Annotated in this window: 18 protein-coding genes; 7 read left to right on the top strand and 11 right to left on the bottom strand. The window is 62.4% G+C overall.

Features of this window, described 5'->3' with window-relative positions; genetic code table 11:
• Window positions 1-24 precede the first annotated feature (24 nt).
• Window positions 25-249, bottom strand: coding sequence for a TIGR04438 family Trp-rich protein (locus tag FHW58_RS13505; RefSeq protein WP_179673664.1), 225 nt, complete (start codon window positions 247-249; stop codon window positions 25-27).
• A 155-nt stretch (window positions 250-404) separates the two neighbouring features.
• Between FHW58_RS13505 and FHW58_RS13500 the strand changes: the two genes are divergently transcribed.
• Entirely contained in the window at window positions 405-725 is a 321-nt protein-coding gene (locus FHW58_RS13500; RefSeq protein ID WP_179673663.1) for a c-type cytochrome, read from the top strand.
• Between the two features lie 97 nt (window positions 726-822).
• On the opposite strand, the gene FHW58_RS13495 is transcribed toward FHW58_RS13500, so the two are convergent.
• The 5 genes from FHW58_RS13495 to folD form a co-directional block, all read right to left on the bottom strand.
• On the bottom strand, window positions 823-1959 hold the full coding sequence (locus FHW58_RS13495) for a branched-chain amino acid ABC transporter substrate-binding protein (protein ID WP_179673662.1): 1137 nt from the start codon (window positions 1957-1959) through the stop codon (window positions 823-825).
• A 246-nt stretch (window positions 1960-2205) separates the two neighbouring features.
• Complete coding sequence (locus tag FHW58_RS13490; protein WP_179673661.1) at window positions 2206-2583, bottom strand: hypothetical protein; 378 nt, start codon at window positions 2581-2583, stop codon at window positions 2206-2208.
• Window positions 2580-3011: a DNA polymerase III subunit chi gene (locus FHW58_RS13485; protein WP_179673660.1), complete on the bottom strand. Its 432-nt coding sequence runs from the start codon at window positions 3009-3011 to the stop codon at window positions 2580-2582. Before FHW58_RS13485 ends, FHW58_RS13490 begins: the two co-directional genes overlap by 4 nt.
• Before the next feature lie 91 nt (window positions 3012-3102).
• Window positions 3103-5181, bottom strand: a complete 2079-nt coding sequence (locus FHW58_RS13480; RefSeq protein ID WP_179673659.1) for a M3 family metallopeptidase — start codon at window positions 5179-5181, stop codon at window positions 3103-3105.
• Between the two features lie 101 nt (window positions 5182-5282).
• On the bottom strand, window positions 5283-6128 hold the full coding sequence (gene folD, locus FHW58_RS13475) for a bifunctional methylenetetrahydrofolate dehydrogenase/methenyltetrahydrofolate cyclohydrolase FolD (RefSeq protein ID WP_179673658.1): 846 nt from the start codon (window positions 6126-6128) through the stop codon (window positions 5283-5285).
• A 268-nt stretch (window positions 6129-6396) separates the two neighbouring features.
• On the opposite strand from folD, the gene aceE reads away from it, so the two are divergent.
• From aceE to FHW58_RS13455, 4 genes are all read left to right on the top strand, one after another.
• Entirely contained in the window at window positions 6397-9087 is a 2691-nt protein-coding gene (aceE, locus tag FHW58_RS13470) for a pyruvate dehydrogenase (acetyl-transferring), homodimeric type (RefSeq protein ID WP_179673657.1), read from the top strand.
• 19 nt (window positions 9088-9106) lie between these two features.
• On the top strand, window positions 9107-10774 hold the full coding sequence (gene aceF / locus FHW58_RS13465) for a dihydrolipoyllysine-residue acetyltransferase (protein WP_179673656.1): 1668 nt from the start codon (window positions 9107-9109) through the stop codon (window positions 10772-10774).
• 9 nt (window positions 10775-10783) lie between these two features.
• Window positions 10784-12577, top strand: coding sequence for a dihydrolipoyl dehydrogenase (gene lpdA, locus FHW58_RS13460; RefSeq protein ID WP_179673655.1), 1794 nt, complete (start codon window positions 10784-10786; stop codon window positions 12575-12577).
• 254 nt (window positions 12578-12831) lie between these two features.
• Window positions 12832-13095, top strand: coding sequence for a hypothetical protein (locus tag FHW58_RS13455; protein WP_179673654.1), 264 nt, complete (start codon window positions 12832-12834; stop codon window positions 13093-13095).
• A 73-nt stretch (window positions 13096-13168) separates the two neighbouring features.
• Here FHW58_RS13455 and FHW58_RS13450 read toward each other — a convergent pair whose 3' ends face one another.
• The 3 genes from FHW58_RS13450 to FHW58_RS13440 all read right to left on the bottom strand — a co-directional run bounded on the left by FHW58_RS13450 (window position 13169) and on the right by FHW58_RS13440 (window position 16812).
• Window positions 13169-13345 carry a hypothetical protein gene (locus FHW58_RS13450; protein ID WP_179673653.1) on the bottom strand — a complete coding sequence of 59 codons (177 nt, stop codon included), beginning with the start codon at window positions 13343-13345 and terminating at the stop codon, window positions 13169-13171.
• Between the two features lie 124 nt (window positions 13346-13469).
• A complete protein-coding gene (locus FHW58_RS13445) occupies window positions 13470-15566 on the bottom strand; it encodes a peptidase domain-containing ABC transporter (protein WP_179673652.1) in 2097 nt (698 codons plus the stop codon).
• Window positions 15567-15576: 10 nt separating this feature from the next.
• Complete coding sequence (locus FHW58_RS13440) at window positions 15577-16812, bottom strand: HlyD family secretion protein (RefSeq protein ID WP_229265315.1); 1236 nt, start codon at window positions 16810-16812, stop codon at window positions 15577-15579.
• Window positions 16813-16863: 51 nt separating this feature from the next.
• Between FHW58_RS13440 and FHW58_RS13435 the strand changes: the two genes are divergently transcribed.
• Window positions 16864-17286, top strand: coding sequence for a hypothetical protein (locus tag FHW58_RS13435; RefSeq protein ID WP_179673650.1), 423 nt, complete (start codon window positions 16864-16866; stop codon window positions 17284-17286).
• Here the strand turns inward: FHW58_RS13435 and FHW58_RS13430 are convergent.
• Both FHW58_RS13430 and FHW58_RS13425 read right to left on the bottom strand, forming a co-directional pair.
• On the bottom strand, window positions 17283-18581 hold the full coding sequence (locus FHW58_RS13430; RefSeq protein WP_179673649.1) for a M20/M25/M40 family metallo-hydrolase: 1299 nt from the start codon (window positions 18579-18581) through the stop codon (window positions 17283-17285). The two genes, FHW58_RS13435 and FHW58_RS13430, sit on opposite strands and share 4 nt — an antisense overlap.
• 36 nt (window positions 18582-18617) lie before the next feature.
• Complete coding sequence (locus FHW58_RS13425; RefSeq protein ID WP_179673648.1) at window positions 18618-19040, bottom strand: PACE efflux transporter; 423 nt, start codon at window positions 19038-19040, stop codon at window positions 18618-18620.
• Between the two features lie 95 nt (window positions 19041-19135).
• Between FHW58_RS13425 and FHW58_RS13420 the strand changes: the two genes are divergently transcribed.
• On the top strand, window positions 19136-20047 hold the full coding sequence (locus tag FHW58_RS13420) for a LysR family transcriptional regulator (RefSeq protein WP_179673647.1): 912 nt from the start codon (window positions 19136-19138) through the stop codon (window positions 20045-20047).
• Window positions 20048-20057 lie beyond the last annotated feature (10 nt).

Genomic DNA, 20057 nt, shown 5'->3' with positions numbered 1-20057 from the left:
ATTCCCGCTGGCGCGGGAATGGCCTTATTTCTTCTTGTCGAAGGACTGCTTGACGCGCTCCTTGCGGCGTTTTTCGTCTTCGTTGTGGGCTTTGCGTTTGTCGAAGCCCAGCATCGGTTCGAGGAACTCGAACCACAGGAAGGCCAGCACCATGATGGCGCCGATGGCCCACCACGACAGTTCCGCGAACTTCCAGATTTCAAAATAGCGCAGCACAACCAAAGCAACGATCAGCAGGATCAATGGCATGATGTTCTCCTTTTCCGCTATCTTACCTTGGTTTCATTGAGGGCAATATTCTTTGCCGCGTCAACCGTTACTTGATTTAAGCGTTAAATGTTTAAAAGCAAAACGCGGTAGAATGAACCGGCGGGATTTAGTCGCATTAACCTGGAGAACACACAATGAAACGCAATTTGATGATGGTTGGGGTAGTGGCTGCATCGGCCTTCGCTTCGCAAGCCGCCATGGCGGATGCCGGCCTGGATCTGGCCAAGGCGAAAAACTGCATGGCTTGCCACGCGGTTGCCAACAAGGTGGTCGGCCCGGCCTACAAGGATGTGGCTGCCAAATACGCCGGCCAGAAAGACGCCGAAGCCAAGCTGGTCACCAAGGTGATGAAGGGCGGCTCGGGCGTGTGGGGCGCGATCCCGATGCCGGCCAACCCGCAAGTCAGCGAAGCCGAAGCCCACACGCTGGTCAAATGGGTGCTGTCGCAGAAATGAGCCGCGCCTGATCTGACGATCCGTCGTTCCGGCGTCCGCCGGAATGACGGATCAAACGCTGACTTAACGATATCGCGCCTTCGAGGCGCGTTTTTTTTTACTTGATGACTTCGAACTTGGTCTTCTTGCCGTTGTCGTAGTTGAACAGCGTCAGCGCGCCGTCCTTGATGTCGCCCTTGGCGTCGAACGAGATCAGGCCGGTCACGCCCTGGTACTGGATCTTCTGCAGGAACGGCAGGTACTTGGCCGGCTGCGCCGAGTTGGCCTGCTGCATGGCGGTGGCCATGGTCATCACCGCGTCGTACACGTACGGCGAATACAGCTGCACATCGGCGTTGTATTTCTTCTTGTAGCGGGCGACGAAATCGTCCATGCCCTTCTGCTGCTCGGCGGTGACGCCGCCGGCTTCGGCGCAGGTCACGGTGCCGGTCACGGCCGCGGCGCCGGCCAGCTTCGGCAGCGACTCGGTGCAGGTGCCGTCGCCGCCCATGTACTTGGCGGTGATGCCCAGCGCCTTCATCTGGCGCAGCAGCGGGCCGCCCACCGAGTCCATGCCGCCGAAGAACACCAGGTCCGGATTCTTGGCCTTGATCTTGGTGAGGATGGCGTTGAAGTCGGTGGCCTTGTCGGTGGTGTATTCGCGCGCCACCATGTCCACGCCCGGCAGCGCTTTCTTCGCGCCCTTGACGAACTCGTCCGCCACGCCCTGGCCGTAGGCGGTGCGGTCGTCGATCACGGCGATCTTCTTGGCGCCGATCTTGCCGACCGCGTAGCTGCCCAGCGTGCCGCCCAGCTTGGCGTCGTTGGCGACCACGCGGAAGGTCGACTTGAAGCCTTGCTGCGTGTACTTGGTCTGGGTGGTGGCCGGCGAGATTTGCGGGATGCCGGCGTCGTAGTAAATCTTGGAGGCGGGGATGGAGGTGCCGGAGTTCAGGTGGCCGATGACGCCGTTGACCTTGGCGTCGACCAGCTTCTGCGCGACCGCAGTGCCCTGCTTGGGATCGCCGCCGTCGTCTTCCAGCAGCAGCACGAATTTGACCGGCTTGCCGTCGATCTTGATGCCCTTGGCGTTGAGCTCCTCGATCGCCATCTTGGCGCCGTTTTCATTGTCCTTGCCGAGGTGGGCCGAGGGGCCGGAGACTGGGGCGACGTGGCCGATCTTGATCACTTCCTGCGCGCTGGCGGCGCCGGCGAATGCCAGGGCGAGGACCAGCGGAATGCATTTGAACTGCATGTGCAATCTCCAATAGTTGTATGCAAGGCCACCAAGGTACAACAAAATATTCGCCGCGCAAAGCGGCAAACCGGGGCTTTTGTACTTTTTTGGAGCGTTTCCCTGATTTGATGCGGGGGTGCTTCGGGGTGGTGCGCGCGGCGCACCAGGATGGTTGTGATTTGGCGGCTGGCGGCACTGTTTACCCCGCACGGCGACGGCGCCGGGGTCTGACCCCGTACGGGGTCAGACCCCTCCGTTCTGGGGTTATTTTTTCTGCGCCTGGAGGTGCGTCAGTTCCTGGGCGACCGCGCGCGAGACGATTTTTTCTATCGTGTCGTGCAGGCCGATGCGGATTTCGTTGGTCAGGTCATGCAGCGCGTGGCTCAGCACGTCGGCCATGCTGTCCTTGATGCGCTGCTCCAGCACAAAATCCACGCGCGACTGCAACTGGTGCATGATGCGCACCGACAGGCGGTGCTCCATCACCGCCCATTCGGCATCGGTCCAGCCGTCGATGGCGTCGGCTTCCAGTTGCGCGGCGGGGGCGATCGGCGCTGGCGGCGCGCCTTCGTCGCTCAGCGGTTCCGCTTTCAGAACTTCGGTCAAGACAGGGATACTGGCGTCAAACGATGCTTGGCTCATGATTTTCCTGCGACAAAGTGGGTCAGTGGATAGGCTTGCTGCTTGTATGCGACATAACGCTTGCGGCCTTCAGCCGCATCATCTTCTTCAGAAGAAATCACTTCAATCATGCGGGCGAAGCGCGTCACATTGCGCGGCGCGCGGCGCGACAGATTGACCAATAATTCCGTGTGCGTGTGTGGTAATTCCGCCTCATCGTTGTCCGTCAACAGGATCGGCGTGTGCGCCGCCAGCGCATCGTCCGCCACCACGTGCGGCAGGAAGTCGGTGGCGGAAAACGTCCACATCGCCGCGTCAAGTTCTGCCAGTTGGGCCGCATCGTCGGTCATCAGCACCACGCGGTGGTTGGCGGCCCAGGCCTTGCGCACGAGGCGGCAGGCGTAGGCGACTTTGTCCGGAACGTTGGTGTGGAAGTCGATGCGTGTCATGGTAAATCCAGTGTATGCGAAAACGCCGGAGAACGCTGGCATCGATGTTGCTACCGAGCGCGCTCCGGCGTGGAGGACGTGAGACGAATGGTTACGCGGCCATGCCGCTGTGGCGCAACAGCGCGTCGATGCTCGGCTCGCGGCCGCGGAAGGCGGTGAACGATTCCAGCGCCGGACGCGAACCGCCGACCGACAGGATCTCGGCCAGGTAGCGCTTGCCGGTTTCCGACACCGCCGCCGGGCCCAGTTTCTGCGCCTCTTCAAACGCGGCGTAGGCGTCGGCGGACAGCACCTCGGCCCACTTGTAGCTGTAGTAGCCCGCCGCGTAGCCGCCGGCGAAGATGTGGCCGAACGAGTTCTGGAAGCGGTTGAACGCCGGCGGAATCACCAGCGCGAACTGGCGGCGCACGTCGTCGATCAGTTGCTGCACGGTCTGGCCGGTGGCCGGATCGTAGTCGTAGTGCAGGTGCATGTCCAGCAGCGAGAACTCGACCTGGCGCAGCGTCTGCAGACCGGACTGGAAGTTCTTCGCGGCCAGCATCTTGTCGTACAGCGCGCGCGGCAGCGGCTCGCCGGTGACGGCGTGCGCGGTCATGTGCTCCAGCACCTCCCACTCCCAGCAGAAGTTTTCCATGAACTGCGACGGCAACTCCACCGCGTCCCATTCGACGCCGGAAATGCCGGACACGCCCAGCTCATCCACCTGGGTCAGCATGTGGTGCAGGCCGTGGCCGAATTCGTGGAACAGCGTGATCACTTCATCGTGCGTGAACAGCGATGGCTTGGTGACGCCGTCCTCGACCGCCGGCTCGGTGAAGTTGCAGGTCAGGTAGGCGACCGGCGTCTGCACATGGGTGGCGTCGGCGCGGCGGCCGCGCGCGTCGTCCATCCAGGCGCCGCCGGACTTGCCGGCGCGCGCATACAGGTCGAGGTAGAACTGGCCGATCAGCTTGCCGTCGCGCTCGATGCGGAAGAAGCGCACGTCCTTGTGCCATACCGGCGCCTCGTCCGGCTTGATCTCGACGTTGAACAGGTTCTGGATCTGGCGGAACAGGCCGTCAATCACCTTGTGCTCAGGGAAGTACTGCTTCACTTCCTGCGCCGAGAAGGCATAGCGCGCTTCCTGCAGTTTTTCGGAAGCGTAGGGGATGTCCCAGGCCTTCAGCTCGGCGATGCCCAGCTGGTCCCTGGCGAACTGCTTCAGCTCGGCCAGGTCCTTCTCGGCGAACGGGCGGGCGCGCCGGGCCAGGTCTTCCAGGAAGGCGATCACCTCGTCCGGCGACTTGGCCATCTTCGGCACCAGCGACACTTCGGCGAAGTTGTTATAGCCGAGCAGCTTGGCTTCCTCGTCGCGCAGCTTCAGCAGCGTGACGATGTTCTGGGTGTTGTCCCACTCGTCCTTCTTGCTGAACACCTCGCCCTGCTCGGAGGCCTTGGTGGCGTTGGCGCGGTAAATGGTTTCGCGCAGTTCGCGCTTGTCGGCGAATTGCAGGATCGGGTAGTAGGACGGGAAGTGCAGCGAGAATTCCCAGCCTTGCTTGCCGGCCTTTTCGGCGGCGGCGCGGGCGGCGGCCTTGACGTCGTCCGGCAGGCCGGCCAGGTCGGCCTCGTCGGTCACCAGCAGCTTGTAGTCGTTGGTGGCGTCCAGCACGTTTTCCGAGAAGCGGGTGGAGGTCTTGGCGTGTTCTTCCTGGATGTCGGCGAAGCGGGCTTTCTGATCTTCCGGCAGCTCGGCGCCGCCCATGCGGAAGTCGCGGATGGCGTTGTCGATGATGCGCTTGCGGGCCGGCGACAGCGTGTCGAACTCGGCCGAGGCGCGCAGCGCCTTGTACTTGGCGAACAGCGCCTCGTTCTGGCCCAGTTCGGTCCAGAATTCGGTGACCTTGGGTTGGTTCTCGTTGTAGACGGCGCGCAGTTCCGGCGTGTCGACCACGTTGTTCAGATGGCTGACGATGCCCCAGGCGCGGCCCAGCAGTTCGGTGGCGTTTTCCAGCGGGGTGACGAAGCTGTCCCAGGTGACGTGGTCGGCCGGGGCTTGCAGTTGCCCGACCACGGCGCGGCTCTTGGCCAGCAGGTCGTCGATGGCCGGCGTCACGTGTTCCGGTTTGATGGCGTCGAAGCGCGGCAGACCCGAAAAATCGAGGAGGGGGTTGGTAGCGTCAATAGTCATGATCAGATCCGTTTAATTACGTGCCCAGATGGCACAGTTGTACCCCGCACACCGCAGGCAGGGGTCTGACCCCGTACGGGGTCAGACCCCATCGTCCGGGGTTAAGCGCGCTCGGCCGCTTCCACCGTGTTCATCAGCAGCATGGTAATGGTCATCGGCCCCACGCCGCCCGGCACGGGCGTGATGTGCGATGCCACTTCCTTGATGCCGTCGAAGTCCACGTCGCCGCACAGCTTGCCCTCGTCGTTGCGGTTGATGCCGACGTCGATCACGATCGCGCCCGGCTTGACCATCTCGGCAGTCAGGGTATTGCGGCGGCCGGTTGCGGCCACGACCACGTCCGCCTGGCGCGTGTACACGCCAATGTCCGGGGTCGCGCTATGGCAGATGGTGACGGTGGCGTTGGCTTGCAAGAGCAGCAGCGCCATCGGCTTGCCGACGGTGTTGGAACGGCCGATCACCACCGCATGCTTGCCGCGCAGATCCACGCCGGTGCTCTCGATCAGCTTCATGCAGCCATACGGCGTGCAGGGACGGAAGCCTTCCAGCCCGGTCATCAGTTCGCCGGCGCTCAGCACCGAATAACCGTCCACGTCTTTCTTGGTGGAGATGGCTTCGATCACCTTGTGCGGGTTAATGTGCTTCGGCAGCGGCATCTGCACCAGGATGCCGTGGATCTTCGGATCGGCGTTGAGCGCGGCGATGCGGTCCAACAGCGCGGCCTCGGTCAGGTCGGCCGGGTATTCTTCCTTCAGCGAGAAGAAGCCGGCGTCCTCGCACGCCTTGACCTTGTTGCGCACATAGACGTGGCTGGCCGGGTCGTCGCCGACGATGATCACGGCCAGACCGGGCTGTTTGCCCTCGGCGGTGAGTTTTGCAGCACGTGCAGCAATTTCTGCGCGCAGTTTTTTGGAGAGGGCGATGCCGTCGATCAGTTGTGCAGACATGATTTAACCAGGGTGGTAGAGGGAGAACCGCATTATAAGGCCGCCGGGCCCATCCCGCCGCGTTTTTGGCGCGACACCCATGCTGCGCCGCACAAGTTTTTCATAGTGAGATTTCACGATATAAAATGCGTTATCGTAATTTGAAAAAGCAAAAATACACTGCTAGAATCCCCACACGTCATCAAAGTATTAGTAAATAATCAGCGAACTCTCAACCCGAAAGCCGCATGGTTCGGGGCACATCTCAACTCAGCAGGAGACTTATTACATGTCAGCTCAACTTGACCAGGTAACGGCAAACACCGACCCTGATTCGCAAGAAACCAAAGAATGGTTGGATTCCCTGGCCGCAGTGCTGGAACAAGAGGGCCCTGAACGTGCTCACTACCTGCTGGAGCGCCTGATCGACCTGGCCCGCCAGAGCGGCTCGGACATCCCGTTCTCCGCCAACACCGCCTACGTCAACACCATCCCTGCCGACAAGGAAGCGCACTGCCCGGGCAACCTGGAATACGAAGAAAAACTGCGCTCGTGGATGCGCTGGAACGCCATGGCCATGGTGGTGAAAGCCAACCGCTTCGACGGCGACCTCGGTGGCCACCTGTCCTCGTTCGCCTCGCTGGCCAACATGCTGGGCATCGGCTTCAACCACTTCTGGAAAGCGCCGAGCGAAAACCACGGCGGCGACCTGCTGTACATCCAGGGCCACTCGTCGCCCGGCGTCTACGCGCGCGCCTTCCTGGAAGGCCGCCTGACCGAAGACCAGTTGCTGCACTTCCGCCGCGAAGTGGACGGCGGCGGCCTGTCGTCGTACCCGCACCCGAAACTGATGCCGAACTTCTGGCAGTTCCCGACCGTGTCGATGGGCCTGGGCCCGCTGATGGCGATCTACCAGGCGCGCTTCCTGAAGTACCTGCACGCGCGCTCGATCGCCGACACCACCGACCGTAAAGTCTGGGCCTTCTGCGGCGACGGCGAAATGGACGAGCCGGAATCGCTGGGCGCGATCGGCATGGCCGCGCGCGAGAAGCTGGACAACCTGGTCATCGTGGTCAACTGCAACCTGCAGCGCCTGGACGGCCCGGTGCGCGGCAACGGCAAGATCATCCAGGAACTGGAAGGCGAATTCCGTGGCGCCGGCTGGAACGTGGTCAAGGTCATCTGGGGCCCGGGCTGGGACGCGCTGCTGCAAAAGGATAAAGAAGGCATCCTGCGCAAGGTGATGATGGAAACCGTCGACGGCGAGTACCAGAACTACAAGGCCAAGGACGGCGCCTACGTGCGCAAGCACTTCTTCGGCAAGCATCCAAAGCTGCTGGAGATGGTGGCCAACATGACCGACGACGACATCTGGCGCCTGACCCGTGGCGGCCACGATCCGCACAAGATCTATGCCGCCTTCAAGGTCGCGCAGGAACACAAGGGCCAACCAACCGTGCTGCTGGTGAAGACCATCAAAGGCTTCGGCATGGGCAAGCACGGCGAAGCGCGCAACACCGCGCACAACACCAAGAAGCTGACCGACGAAGCCGTGCGCGAAATGCGCGACCGCTACTCGATCCCTATCCCGGACGACAAGCTGGCCGACATCCCGTTCTACAAGCCGGCCGATGACGCGCCGGAGATCAAGTACCTGCACGAGCGCCGCGCCGCGCTGGGCGGCTACCTGCCGGCCCGTCGCCAGCAGGCCGACGAGAAGCTGACCGTGCCGCCGCTGTCGGCATTCCAGAACGTGCTGGACGCCACCGCCGAAGGCCGCGAAGTGTCGTCGACCCAGGCCTACGTGCGTATCCTGACCACGCTGCTGAAAGATCCAAGCGTCGGCCCGCGCATCGTGCCGGTGCTGGTGGATGAATCGCGTACCTTCGGTATGGAAGGCCTGTTCCGCCAGGTCGGCATCTTCAACCAGCAAGGCCAGTTGTACGAGCCGGTCGACAAGGACCAGGTGATGTACTACCGTGAAGACAAGGCCGGCCAGATCCTGCAAGAGGGTATCAACGAAGCCGGTGGTATGAGCTCGTGGATCGCCGCGGCGACCTCGTACTCGACCAACAACCGCGTGATGATCCCGTTCTATACCTACTACTCGATGTTTGGTATGCAGCGTATCGGCGACCTGGTATGGGCCGCCGCCGACATGCGCGCCCGTGGCTTCCTGATGGGCGGCACCGCTGGCCGCACCACGCTGAACGGCGAAGGCCTGCAGCACGAAGATGGCCACAGCCACCTGTTCGCCGCCGCCGTGCCGAACTGCATGCCGTATGACCCGACCTTCGGTCACGAGCTGGCCGTCATCATCCAGGACGGCATGCGCCGCATGGTGGAAGAACAGGAAGACGTGTTCTACTACATCACCATCATGAACGAGAACTACCCGCACCCAGGCATCAAGCCGGGCCAGGAAGAGGGCATCCTCAAAGGTATGTACCTGCTGCAGAAGGGCGACGAGAAAGCCAAGCAGCGCGTGCAGCTGATCGGTTCCGGCACCATCCTGCGCGAGTCGATCTTCGCCCAGGAACTGCTGCTGAACGACTGGGGCATCGCCGCCGACGTGTGGTCCGCACCGTCGCTGACGCTGGTGGCGCGCGACGGCCAGGACGCCGAGCGCTGGAACCTGGTCAATCCTACCCAGCCGCAGCGCGTGCCTTACGTTGCCCAGCTGCTGAAGGATACCCAGGGTCCGATCGTGGCGACCACCGACTACATGCGCGCGTTTGCCGAGCAAATCCGCGCCTTCATTCCGAAGGACCGCACCTACCGCGTGTTGGGCACCGATGGCTTCGGCCGTTCGGACAGCCGCGCCAAGCTGCGCGAGTTCTTTGAGGTGAACCGTTACTACATCACGGTCGCCGCACTGAAGTCGCTGTCGGAAGAAGGCAAGATCGATGTCAAAGTGGTTGAGCAAGCGATTGCCAAGTACAACCTCGATCCGAACAAACCAAATCCGGTGACCCAATAATTAGAACGGAGCAAACGCTATGAGCATTGTGGAAGTTAAAGTCCCGGATATCGGTGATTTCAAGGAAGTCGAGATCATCGAAGTGATGATCAAGGTCGGCGACACCATCAAGGTGGACCAGTCGCTGATTACCGTGGAATCGGATAAGGCCAGCATGGAGATCCCGTCGTCCGCCGCCGGCGTGGTGAAGGAGATCAAGGTCAAGGTCGGCGACAAGGTGGCGGAAGGTTCGCTGGTGTTGCTGCTGGAGGCCGATGGCGCCGCCGCAGCTCCGGCTCCGGCTTCGGCTCCGGCGCCAGCCGCCGCTGCCCCGGCGCCCGCGCCGGCGGCTGCCGCCGCTGCGGCTCCGGCACCTGCCGCTTCGGTCGGCCCGGTCGAAGTCAAAGTGCCGGACATCGGCGACTTCAAGGAAGTGGAAGTCATTGAAGTCATGGTCAAGGTCGGCGACACCATCAAGGTCGATCAGTCGCTGATCACCGTTGAATCGGACAAGGCATCGATGGAGATTCCATCGTCGCACGCCGGCGTGGTGAAAGAGCTGAAGGTCAAGGTCGGCGACAAGGTTGCCATGGGCTCGATCGTGCTGGTGGTCGAGGCCACCGGCGGTCCGGTGAGCGCCGCCGCCGCGCCGGCCAGCGCCACGCCGTCGCCTGCCACCGCTGCCGCGCCGGCCCCAGCGCCTGCCGCCGCGCCGTCGCCAGCACCAGCTGCGGCCGCGCCGGCCGCGTCGCAAGGCTCGGTCCAAACCGGCAAACTGGCGCACGCCTCGCCGTCGATCCGCAAGTTCGCGCGCGAACTGGGCGTGGATCTGGGCAAGGTGCCGGGCTCCGGTCCGAAAGGCCGCATCACCCAGCAGGACGTGCAGAACTACGTCAAGGGCGTGATCGCCGGCACCGTCGCATCGCCGGCAGCCGCTGGTGGGGCCGTTGGTGGTGGCGGCAATTTCAGCGTGCTGCCATGGCCGTCGCTGGACTTCAGCAAGTTTGGCGAAACCGAACTGCTGCCGCTGTCGCGCATCAAGAAGATCTCCGGCCCGAACCTGCACCGCAACTGGGTGCAGATCCCGCACGTCACGCAGTTCGACGATGCCGACATCACCGACCTGGAAGCGTTCCGCGTTGAGTCGAATAACGCCAACGCCAAGAACAAGGACGCGGTCAAGCTGACCATGCTGGCTTTCGTCATCAAGGCCTCGGTTGCCGCGCTGAAGAAATTCCCGACCTTTAACTCGTCGCTGGACGAGAAGGGCGAGAACCTGATCCTGAAGAAGTTCTACAACATCGGCTTCGCGGCCGACACGCCGAACGGCCTGGTGGTCCCGGTGATCAAGAACGCCGACCAGAAATCGGTGACGCAGATCGCCAAGGAAATGACCGAGCTGTCGGCCCAGGCGCGCGAAGGCAAGCTGAAACCGACCGACATGCAGGGCGCCACCTTCACCATCTCGTCGCTGGGCGGCATCGGCGGCACGCACTTCACGCCAATCGTGAACGCGCCGGAAGTGGCGATCCTTGGCCTGTCCAAGGCATCGACCAAGCCGGTGTGGGATGGCAAGCAGTTCCAGCCTCGCCTGATGATGGGTACCTCGCTGTCCTACGATCACCGCGTGATCGACGGCGCGATGGGCGCCCGCTTCTCCGTGTACCTGAGCGAAGTGCTCGGCGACATGCGCAAAATTCTGCTGTAAGGAGCCCACATGAGCACCGAAGTGAAAGTGCCGAATATCGGCGACTTCAGCGAAGTAGAAGTCATTGAAGTGATGGTGAAAGTCGGCGACACGATCAAGGCCGATCAGTCGCTGATCACCGTGGAGTCGGACAAGGCCAGCATGGAAATCCCGTCGTCGCACAGCGGCGTGGTGAAGGAACTGCGCGTCAAGGTCGGCGACAAGGTCAAGGAAGGCGTGACGCTGCTGGTGGTGGAAGAAGCCGCCGGCGCGTCGTCGTCGGCACCGGCCGCCGCGCCAGCGCCTGCTGCTGCTGCACCTGCACCCGCGCCGGCCGCGGCGCCTGCCGCACCAGTCGCGCCAGCCGTGGCCCCGATCGGTGGCAGCTACAGCGGCCAGGTCGACGTCGACTGCGACATGATGGTGCTGGGCGGTGGTCCTGGCGGCTACTCGGCCGCCTTCCGCGCCGCCGACCTGGGCCTGAACACCGTGATCGTCGAGCGTTACGACACGCTGGGCGGCGTGTGCCTGAACGTCGGCTGCATCCCGTCGAAAGCGCTGCTGCACGTGGCCTCGGTGATCGATGAAACCGCGCACATGGCCAAGACCGGCGTCACCTTCGCCAAGCCGACCATCGACATCGACCAGGTCCGCACGTACAAGGAAGGCGTGATCAAGACCATGACCGGCGGCCTGGCCGGCATGGCCAAGGCGCGCAAGACCCAAGTCGTGCAAGGCGTGGGCCAGTTCCTGAGCGCCAACCACATCGAAGTCACCGCCAAGGATGGTTCGAAAAAAGTCGTGCAGTTCAAGCAGGCCATCATCGCCGCCGGTTCGTCGGTGGTAAAGCTGCCGTTCGTGCCGGAAGATCCGCGCATCGTCGACTCGACCGGCGCGCTGGAACTGCGCCAGATCCCGAAACGCATGCTGGTCATCGGCGGCGGCATCATCGGCCTGGAAATGGCCACCGTCTACTCGACCTTCGGCGCGCGCATCGACGTGGTCGAAATGATGGACGGCCTGATGCAGGGCGCCGATCGCGACGCGGTCAAGGTCTGGCAGAAGTACAACGAAGCGCGCTTCGACAACATCATGACCAAGACCAAGACGGTGGCCGTTGAAGCGCTGCCGGAGGGGATCAAGGTCACCTTCGAAGCGGCGGAAGCCGGTGCCACCGCGCCTGCGCCGCAGGTGTACGACCTGGTGCTGGTGGCCGTGGGCCGCAGCCCGAACGGCAAGAAAATCGCCGCTGAAAAAGCTGGCGTGATCGTCACCGATCGCGGCTTCATCCCGGTCGACAGCCAGATGCGCACCAACGTGCCGAACATCTTCGCCATCGGCGACCTGGTGGGCCAGCCGATGCTGGCGCACAAGGCGGTGCATGAAGGCCATGTCGCTGCCGAGGCGGCAGCAGGCCAGAAGTCGCACTTCGATGTGAAAGTGATTCCGTCGGTGGCCTACACCGATCCGGAAGTGGCGTGGGCCGGCATCACCGAGGACGAAGCGAAAGCCAAGGGCATCAAGGTCGAGAAGGGCCACTTCCCTTGGGCGGCGAGCGGCCGCGCCGTGGCCAACGGCCGCGCCGAAGGCTTCACCAAGCTGCTGTTCGATGCTGAGACTCACCGCATCATCGGCGGCACCATGGTCGGCACCCACGCCGGCGACATGATCGGCGAAATCGCGCTGGCCATCGAAATGGGCGCCGACGGCACCGACATCGGCAAGACGATCCACCCGCACCCAACGCTGGGCGAATCGATCGGCATGGCGGCGGAAGTCTACGAAGGCGTCTGCACCGACCTGCCACCGCCGCGCAAGCGCTAAGCAGTCAACATCATCACTCAAAACCGGGACTTGTTCCCGGTTTTTTTTTAGCGCTGTCTTGAGACTAGAAACTATTGGTCAAGTATAGGGTAAGAAGATTCGCCAGAGAATGCAAGGTGGCGATTGTCAGCGTGCTTCGGAAAGCTGAATATTTTTCTCGAAGGTATGTGTACCCAATTGCTTGAAAGAAAAACGGTGTCGCCACGATAAAAGCTAGTTGCCAATAAGTGAAAGCATGTAAAAGACAGACGGGAATGATCGCACACATTATAGAGAGGTTCCTGTTTCGTATTATCTGTCTTGCGATAAGTAAACAGTATGCCAGTATCGCTGTTTCAATTATTGGTGATGCTACTGTGGAGAAAAATATCTCTGCTGCCGAAGTTTGGTTTATGTGCGGATCTTGGATTTGTGGAAATAAAAATATAGCGGCTTGGCCTGAAAATTGGATGCTTGCCCATATCATTGTAAAAATAAAAATCAAATACAGGGCTGAATTATTTTTTATGAAATCATAGATGTAAGGAGGCTTCATTTTTCATCCTATGTCTACGTTAAGTCGAATAGTTCTATAACTATCCGACTTGCTGGTTAAGCCCCTAGATTTCCTCCCCGAAGCGCCTCCAAATACATTTCATCTAAACCTACTTGTCTCGCGTTCATTCCTGCGTTATACAATCCAGTGAAGATCATTGCAGTCGCGTTTAAAAGCTGTTTGACAATTGCGCCAGATACTGCGTTGATCTCTGCATCATCGAGTTCTTTCATTTTTCCCTCCAAAAGTTGATTGATAAATATTGAAAGTTGGCATCAAAATAAATTTTTTGTCAACGAGGTAAATTTAGTACGAAACTTTTTGGTTGCAAAATTTAGATGAGCAATTTCTGATAAATCACATGATTTTTCCATTTTCGATCGATATTACTCGGTCGGTGCTGGCGATGGTTTCTGGACGATGCGCGATAATGATGCGAGTTATGTTGAGACTTTTGATGGATTCGTTGACCAGTTTTTCGTTGTCCACATCCAGATGGCTCGTCGCCTCGTCCAGCAGCAATATGCGCGGGCGTTTGTACAAAGCACGGGCCAGCAGGATGCGCTGCTTTTGACCGCCAGACAGGACGGTCCCCATGTCGCCAACCAGCGTTTGGTAGCCCATGGGCATGGTTCCGATCTCATCTGCAATCGCAGCCATCCCGGCGCATTTTTCTACCCAGGCATGGTCGGCGTGCGGATCGAAGAAGTGGATATTGTCGGCAATGCTGCCGGTGAACAGCACGTCGTCCTGCAGCACCGTGCCAACCAGTGTGCGCACATAGCCGGCGCCGCAATGTCGCAGGTCGACGCCGTTGATGGTGACCTGGCCAGAGGTGGGTGTGAGCAGACCCAGCAGAATGCTCATCAGCGTGGTCTTGCCGCAGCCGGACGGTCCAACAACGGCGACCGATTCGCCTGCCTCGATCGTGAAGTTGATGTCCTCCAGCACCATCGCCTCCTGCTCGGCGTAACGAAAACTGAGGTGCTTCACGCAAATCCGCACCGGCGCCGTCCCAGCCTCGTGGGCGGTGTGGGTGTAAGCAGCGTCAGGCTCCGCCAGGACGATGTCCGCCAGGCGGGCGCCCTGTAACTGCAGCATTTTGACATCGTAAAATTTGTCGACCAATGCACTGGCACGGGCGTCGAATTGTCCTTTGTAGGCCAGCACCGCCAGCAGGGCCCCGGCGCTGAAATTCCCGTCGAGGACCAGGCGGGCGCCGAGCCAGATGATCAAGATGTTTTCTGCGCTGAATAGCACACCGTTGACCAGCTTGTAGGCCAATTGCAGCTTTTGGATGCGCAGGTCGGCGTTGATTTGCGCGATCAGCAGACTGAGCCAGCTTCCGCGACGGTAATCCTGGCGCTGAAATAGCTGAATGGTCTTGATGCCGCGTACGGTTTCAAGAAAGTGCGTCTGTTGCTTCGCCGCGTGGATGATTTGTTCGTCGGTGGCGTTGCGAAGCGGGCTGTACCAGAGCCACCGCAACAGGGCGTACAGGACGATCGTGCTCAGGGCCACCGCCCCCAGTAGCGGACTGTAGACGAAGATCATGCCCAGCGTGATGATGGTCATCAGCCCGTCGAGGACCGCCTCCAGGAACGCGGTGGTCAGCGTGTGCTGGATGTGGTCGATGGCGCCGAAGCGCGAGACGATGTCGCCCAGGTGGCGCTTCTCAAAATACTGCACCGGTAGCCGGACGAGGTGGGTAAACACGTTGGCGCGCCACTGGATATTGAGCGTGGTGCCAAGGTAGAGAATCCCCCAACTGCGCAGCGCGCCGACGGCTTGCTGCATCAGCATCAGCAGACCAAAGCCCAGCGCCAGTGTGGTCAGCAAATCGCGGTCCGCCGCCACCAGTACATGATCCACCACCCATTGCAGGAAAAAGGGCGACACCAGCGCAAACAACTCCAGCACCAGCGCCAGGGCCAGCATCTGCGCCAGCGAGGTCATCAGGCCGGAGATTTTCCCCGTGAGCTGGCGCAGCCTGACGGGTTGTGTTTGCCGGGCTGGCTTGAAGCCGGCGGCCGGCCACACCTCCAGCGCGACGCCGGTGAATGCCTGCGACACTGCGTCCCACGACAGGCTGCGTGCGCCGCAGGCCGGGTCGTGAATGTGTACGCCGCGCGTGCCGACCCGCTTCAGTACCACGAAGTGGTTGAAGTTCCAGTGCAGCACACAAGGCAATTTCAGCTGGCCCATATTGTCCAGGTCAAGCTTGAGCGGCCGTGTGCCCATGTCGAGCTGGTGCGCGATCTGCATCACGTCCTTTAACGTGGCGCCCTTGAGGGAGATGGGGAACTGGCGGCGCAACGTCATCATGTCGGTTTGGTGGCGATGAAATCCCGCCACCATCGCCAGGCAGGCCAGGCCGCACTCCGTCGCTTCGGTTTGCAGCACCATCGGCAGCCTGCGGCCCGCGCCCCAATGCAGCGCATTCAAAATCGACATGGCATTCTCCTCATAGTTTGCCGGTGACGCTGTACAGCGGCTCGAGCACCCACTCATAGAGCTTGCGCTGCTCCAGCAGAACGTCGGCTTCGAGCTGCATGCCGGGGTGCAGTGGCTGCGGCCGGCCATAGGCGGCCATCGTCTGCCGCGCCAGGCTGACGGTGACGCGGTATAGCGGTTCGCCCGTGTTGTTGACGAGCGCCACGCCGTTCAGCTCTTTCGCGCTGAGGGCGCTCTGGGACACCGACAGCACGGTGCCGTATGCATGGCCGAACTTTTGAAATGGAAAGGATTGATAGCGCAGCAGTACCCGATCATTTTTGCGGATGAATCCGACCGCCCGGCTGGGCGCGTACAAATGGGCCTGCAGCCGCGCGCCATCGGGAATGATGCTGACGATGGGCTGGCTGGCATCAATGGCCTGGCCCGGTTCCGCAGTAATGGCGGTGGCGATGCCGCTGGCCGGCGCGGTGACAGCGCTGTACCGCCTGGCCTCGCTCTCGGTCCATTCCTGCCGGGTGGTGGACAGTTGTCGATCAATCTGGGCGATCTGATTGCGATGCCGTAGCGGCAGGTTGGCCAGATCACTGTGCGCCGCCTGCAAATCGCGCCGCAGGTTGATCTCTTCGCGTTCCAGGATCTGCAGGCGCTGGCGTTGGTCCAGCACGTCCACCTGCTTCTGCTGCGTCGACTCCTGCGAAAAGAAGCCCTGTTCGGACAATTGCGTCGTGCGCTGCAACGAGCGCTCCGCGAGCTCGACACGCTGGCGCTGCGAAGCGATCTGCTGTGCGACATTGCTTTGCTCGGCCTCCATGGCGCCGATTTTTTTGTGTAGTGCAGCCTCTTCGTCCTGCTGCAGTTGTCTGGTATGCATCAACTCGTCGCGCAGCGATTGCGTGCGTAAGGCAACCTGCTGGGTGATGGCCTGTTGAACGTCGCCCAGGTTGGCGCTCTGGCGCTCGCTGGAGACGAGGTACAACACGTCGCCCTGGTGCACGGCCTGGCCCTCGCGCACCATTTTGCTGAGGACGATACCGGACTGCGGCGCGTGGATTTTGATGACGCCCAGATCGGACATCAGTTGGCCGGTGATGGTGCTGCGCCGGGTGTAGCAGCCGAACAGCAGCAGGGCGGCAATCAATATGCCAAAGGCCACCGCGATGGCGCTCAGCACGCTCAATCCCAACGGCCGGATCAGGGTGATCTCGCCGAGCCAGGTTATGCGCGACGCGGACAGCGCTTCCATGCGGAACAGGGACGTTCTATTCATGACAGCTCCGTTGAGGGAGAAGAACGCATGATGCCGCGCCCTGCCCGGCCGGCATTTGTGACGTCGCAAGAAATTACTTTAAAGCATTCTGTTGAGGTCAATCATCGCTTGCGTGTGCCGGTCGTCCTAGGATGCGGGTTCACAGACCATTTATTGTTGGAGGATGAAATGAGGAATCGGAACGAGCAAGCCTGCGGGCTGACCGAACTGACGGCGGCCGAAGTGGCCGCGGTGGCGGGCGGCACTCCTTGGGTGATATTTAGATCCCTGGATCATCAAGGATCGCTTGACGATCTGCCCACGCCGGAAGGGTTCCGCGCGTGGAGCTGGAAGCAGTTTTTCCGGCTGTATGTGCAGCCGCGCAGCGCGCGCGCGGTGCTCGCTCCAGGTCAGGCCGGTTTGGAGGCGAAATCCCGGTTTGGCAGCTGGCTGGGCGCGCGCGAGGGCTAGCGCGTCAGGCGGTACAGCAGCAGGGCGGTGCGGATGGTGGCGCGTTCGATCGAGGCGATCTCAAGATCCTCGTCGGGCGAGTGGGCGCCGTTGCCGGTGGCGCCGAGGCCGTCCAGGCTGTCGAGGAATGGCGCGACGAACTGGACGTCGCCGGCGCCGCGCTGGCCGGGCGGCAGGGCGGGGATCTCGCCCAGGCCGGCGTCCACGCTGGCTTGCGAGTAGACCTTGAGCAGCGCCAGGTTGCCGGCCGTCGGCGACATCGGCGGGTAGGCGTCGTGGAACTGGATGCTGGCGCTGGTGCCCGGCAGGTTTTGGGCGACGATGGCGCGCATCTTGGCGCGCGCGCGGTCGCGCTGTGCGTCGCTCAGGTAGCGCAGGTCGCCGTGGATGAGGGCGCTGCGGGCGATGACGTTATCCTTGCCGGCCGCCTGGCCCTGGGTGACGGTCGGCCCGGTGCTGACGTCGGTGCCGCCGAGGATCAGGCCGGGGCTGAAAGTCAGGTCGGGCTCGATGACCTGCTGGCGAAAACCGTCGAGGATGCGCGCCGCCTCGTACACGGCGCCGTAGCCGGCGGTGTCGCTGAAGATGCCGCTGGAGTGGCCTTGCTTGCCCTTCACCTCCACCGTCCACGACGACGAGGCGCGGCGGCCGATGGTGCCGGTGTCGCGCCCGTTCTTGTCGCGCACCGTGGCCTCGAAGGCCAGCGCGACGTCGCTGCGCTTGGCGGCATTGATCATGTCGGCGCGCGAGATGTCGATTGGGTCGCCGGCGTTTTCCTCGTCGCCGCTGAAGACCACGGTGATGCTGGTGTTGTCCAGCGCGCCCACGCGCTGCAGCGCGCGCAGCGCTTCGATGATAATGACGTCGCCGCCCTTCATGTCGTTGACGCCCTGGCCGCGTACGCGGTCGCCGTTACGTTGCCACAGCTGGACCGGGCTGTCCTTTTCAAACACGGTGTCGAGGTGGCCGATCAGCAGCAGGCGCTTGCCCTGCTTGCCCTCGCGGCTGGCAATCAAGTGGCCGGCGCGGCGCATCTCCGGCGGCATCTCGGCCCAGCGCGTGGCGAAGCCCAACTGGTCGAACTGTTCGCGGAACACCTGGCCGACAGCGCGCACACCGTCGTGGTTCATGGTGCCGCTGTTGATGTTGACCGAGCGTTCCAATAGCTCCAGCCCTTGCGGCGCGTGCGCCTTGACCTCGGCGACGATCTTTTGCTCCGCCGGCGACAGACCCTCGGCGTGTGCGGCGCCCAGCGCCAATGCCAACACGGAAAATGCGAACGGATTCAACTTCATGACGGCTCCAGTGACAGGTATGCCGCCGATTGTAGCCTAGCCCTGCGCCGACGCGGGTAGGCCGAACACGCGGTCGAAGGCGAGGTTGTAGATGTAGGTGTAGACCAGGAAGAACAGCAGCAGGCCGATGTCCAGCACCAGCGCGTCCCACAGCGTAATCCCGAGCCACCACGCGAACAGCGGCACCAGCATCACGACCAGTCCCCCTTCGAAGCCGACCGCGTGGGCCACGCGCCGTTGCCAGCCGCGCCCGCGCTTGGCCTGGCGCGCTTCCCACGCCTCGAACGCGTAGTTGAAGATGAAGTTCCAGACGTAGGCCACCGCCGACGACGCCACCGCCGCCACACCGGCATGGCCGGCGTCGTGGCCGGCGCCGAACATCAGCAGGCTGCTGGTCAAGCCGATGGCGATCAGCTCAAACAGGGTGGCGTAGACGACTTTGCGTTTCAGGCCTTGCATGGTAATTCCTCAAATCCGGACAAGCCCGCATGGTACTGCCGGTTTGCTGATCGAAAAAGTCAGCGGCTGTCAGTTTTTCTGATAGGCTGACGCCCATGGCTTTTTCTTCCGATAACATCGCGATTTTTTTGGCAGTGCTCGACCACGGCTCGTTCTCGGCCGCGGCGCGGGCGCTGGGACGGGTGCCGTCGGCGGTGAGCATGGCCATCGCGCAGCTGGAGGCGGAACTGGATCTGACGCTGTTCGAGCGCAGCTCGCGCGAGGTGCGTCCCACCGAGTCGGCGCGCGCGCTGGAGGCGGAGGCGCGGCAGATGGCCGGCCAGTTGCGCCGTTTGCAGGCGCACGCGCTGTCGCTGCACCAGGGCCTGGAGCGGCGGCTGACGCTGGCGGTGGCGCCGGAGCTGTTGTCGGCGCCGTGGAGCGAGCCGTTGGCGCGGCTGGCCGAGGAGTTTCCGTCGCTGGAGGTGGAGGTGCTGTCGGCGCCGCAGGACGACGCGCTGCGCATGCTGCACGACGGCGCCGCCCAGCTGGCGCTGATCTACGAGCGCGCCCGCGTCGACGAGCATGAGAGTTTCCAGGAGCTGGGCAGCGAGGTGCTGGTGCCGGTGATCGCGCCGCGCCATCCGCTGGCGCTGGCGCGCAACGGCAGTTTCCGGCTGGAGGATCTGGTCGACCTGCGCCAGATCGCCATCTTCAGCCGCGTGACGGCGGAGGCCGACCAGCGGGTGCTGGTGTCGCGCAAGCTGTGGCGCACCGACAGCCACCTGGCCACGCGCAGCCTGGTGCTGGCCGGCCTGGGCTGGGCCTATCTGCCGCGCCGGCTGGCGCAGCCGCTGCTGGACAGCGGCGAGCTGCTGGCGATCGCCTTCGCCCACATGAGTTGCGAGCTGCGGTTGTGGGTGGACGTGGTGTGGCTCAACGACCGCCCGCTGGGCCTGGGCGCGCGCCGCCTGATCGCGCTGATGCGGAATCTGGCCGGATGGGAGGCGCGGCCGGCGCAGAAGTGATACTCTGCTG

Source organism: Duganella sp. 1224 (genome assembly GCF_013408245.1).
In the GTDB taxonomy this organism is placed as follows: domain Bacteria; phylum Pseudomonadota; class Gammaproteobacteria; order Burkholderiales; family Burkholderiaceae_D; genus Rugamonas.
The sequence above is the reverse complement of the archived record's forward strand: the minus strand, read 5'-3'. Positions and strand labels throughout refer to the sequence as shown.

What these genes read in the sequence shown, in the direction of transcription:
- FHW58_RS13440 (WP_229265315.1), bottom strand. Translation starts at nt 16,812, where the DNA reads ATGGAAGCGCTGTCCGCGTCGCGCATAACCTGGCTCGGCGAGATCACC.
- FHW58_RS13435 (WP_179673650.1), top strand. Translation starts at nt 16,864, where the DNA reads ATGATGCCGCGCCCTGCCCGGCCGGCATTTGTGACGTCGCAAGAAATT.
- FHW58_RS13425 (WP_179673648.1), bottom strand. Translation starts at nt 19,040, where the DNA reads ATGCAAGGCCTGAAACGCAAAGTCGTCTACGCCACCCTGTTTGAGCTG.
- FHW58_RS13430 (WP_179673649.1), bottom strand. Translation starts at nt 18,581, where the DNA reads ATGAAGTTGAATCCGTTCGCATTTTCCGTGTTGGCATTGGCGCTGGGC.
- FHW58_RS13455 (WP_179673654.1), top strand. Translation starts at nt 12,832, where the DNA reads ATGATCGCACACATTATAGAGAGGTTCCTGTTTCGTATTATCTGTCTT.
- FHW58_RS13480 (WP_179673659.1), bottom strand. Translation starts at nt 5,181, where the DNA reads ATGACTATTGACGCTACCAACCCCCTCCTCGATTTTTCGGGTCTGCCG.
- FHW58_RS13450 (WP_179673653.1), bottom strand. Translation starts at nt 13,345, where the DNA reads ATGAAAGAACTCGATGATGCAGAGATCAACGCAGTATCTGGCGCAATT.
- FHW58_RS13420 (WP_179673647.1), top strand. Translation starts at nt 19,136, where the DNA reads ATGGCTTTTTCTTCCGATAACATCGCGATTTTTTTGGCAGTGCTCGAC.
- FHW58_RS13495 (WP_179673662.1), bottom strand. Translation starts at nt 1,959, where the DNA reads ATGCAGTTCAAATGCATTCCGCTGGTCCTCGCCCTGGCATTCGCCGGC.
- folD (WP_179673658.1), bottom strand. Translation starts at nt 6,128, where the DNA reads ATGTCTGCACAACTGATCGACGGCATCGCCCTCTCCAAAAAACTGCGC.
- FHW58_RS13505 (WP_179673664.1), bottom strand. Translation starts at nt 249, where the DNA reads ATGCCATTGATCCTGCTGATCGTTGCTTTGGTTGTGCTGCGCTATTTT.
- FHW58_RS13490 (WP_179673661.1), bottom strand. Translation starts at nt 2,583, where the DNA reads ATGAGCCAAGCATCGTTTGACGCCAGTATCCCTGTCTTGACCGAAGTT.
- aceF (WP_179673656.1), top strand. Translation starts at nt 9,107, where the DNA reads ATGAGCATTGTGGAAGTTAAAGTCCCGGATATCGGTGATTTCAAGGAA.
- lpdA (WP_179673655.1), top strand. Translation starts at nt 10,784, where the DNA reads ATGAGCACCGAAGTGAAAGTGCCGAATATCGGCGACTTCAGCGAAGTA.
- FHW58_RS13445 (WP_179673652.1), bottom strand. Translation starts at nt 15,566, where the DNA reads ATGTCGATTTTGAATGCGCTGCATTGGGGCGCGGGCCGCAGGCTGCCG.
- FHW58_RS13500 (WP_179673663.1), top strand. Translation starts at nt 405, where the DNA reads ATGAAACGCAATTTGATGATGGTTGGGGTAGTGGCTGCATCGGCCTTC.
- aceE (WP_179673657.1), top strand. Translation starts at nt 6,397, where the DNA reads ATGTCAGCTCAACTTGACCAGGTAACGGCAAACACCGACCCTGATTCG.
- FHW58_RS13485 (WP_179673660.1), bottom strand. Translation starts at nt 3,011, where the DNA reads ATGACACGCATCGACTTCCACACCAACGTTCCGGACAAAGTCGCCTAC.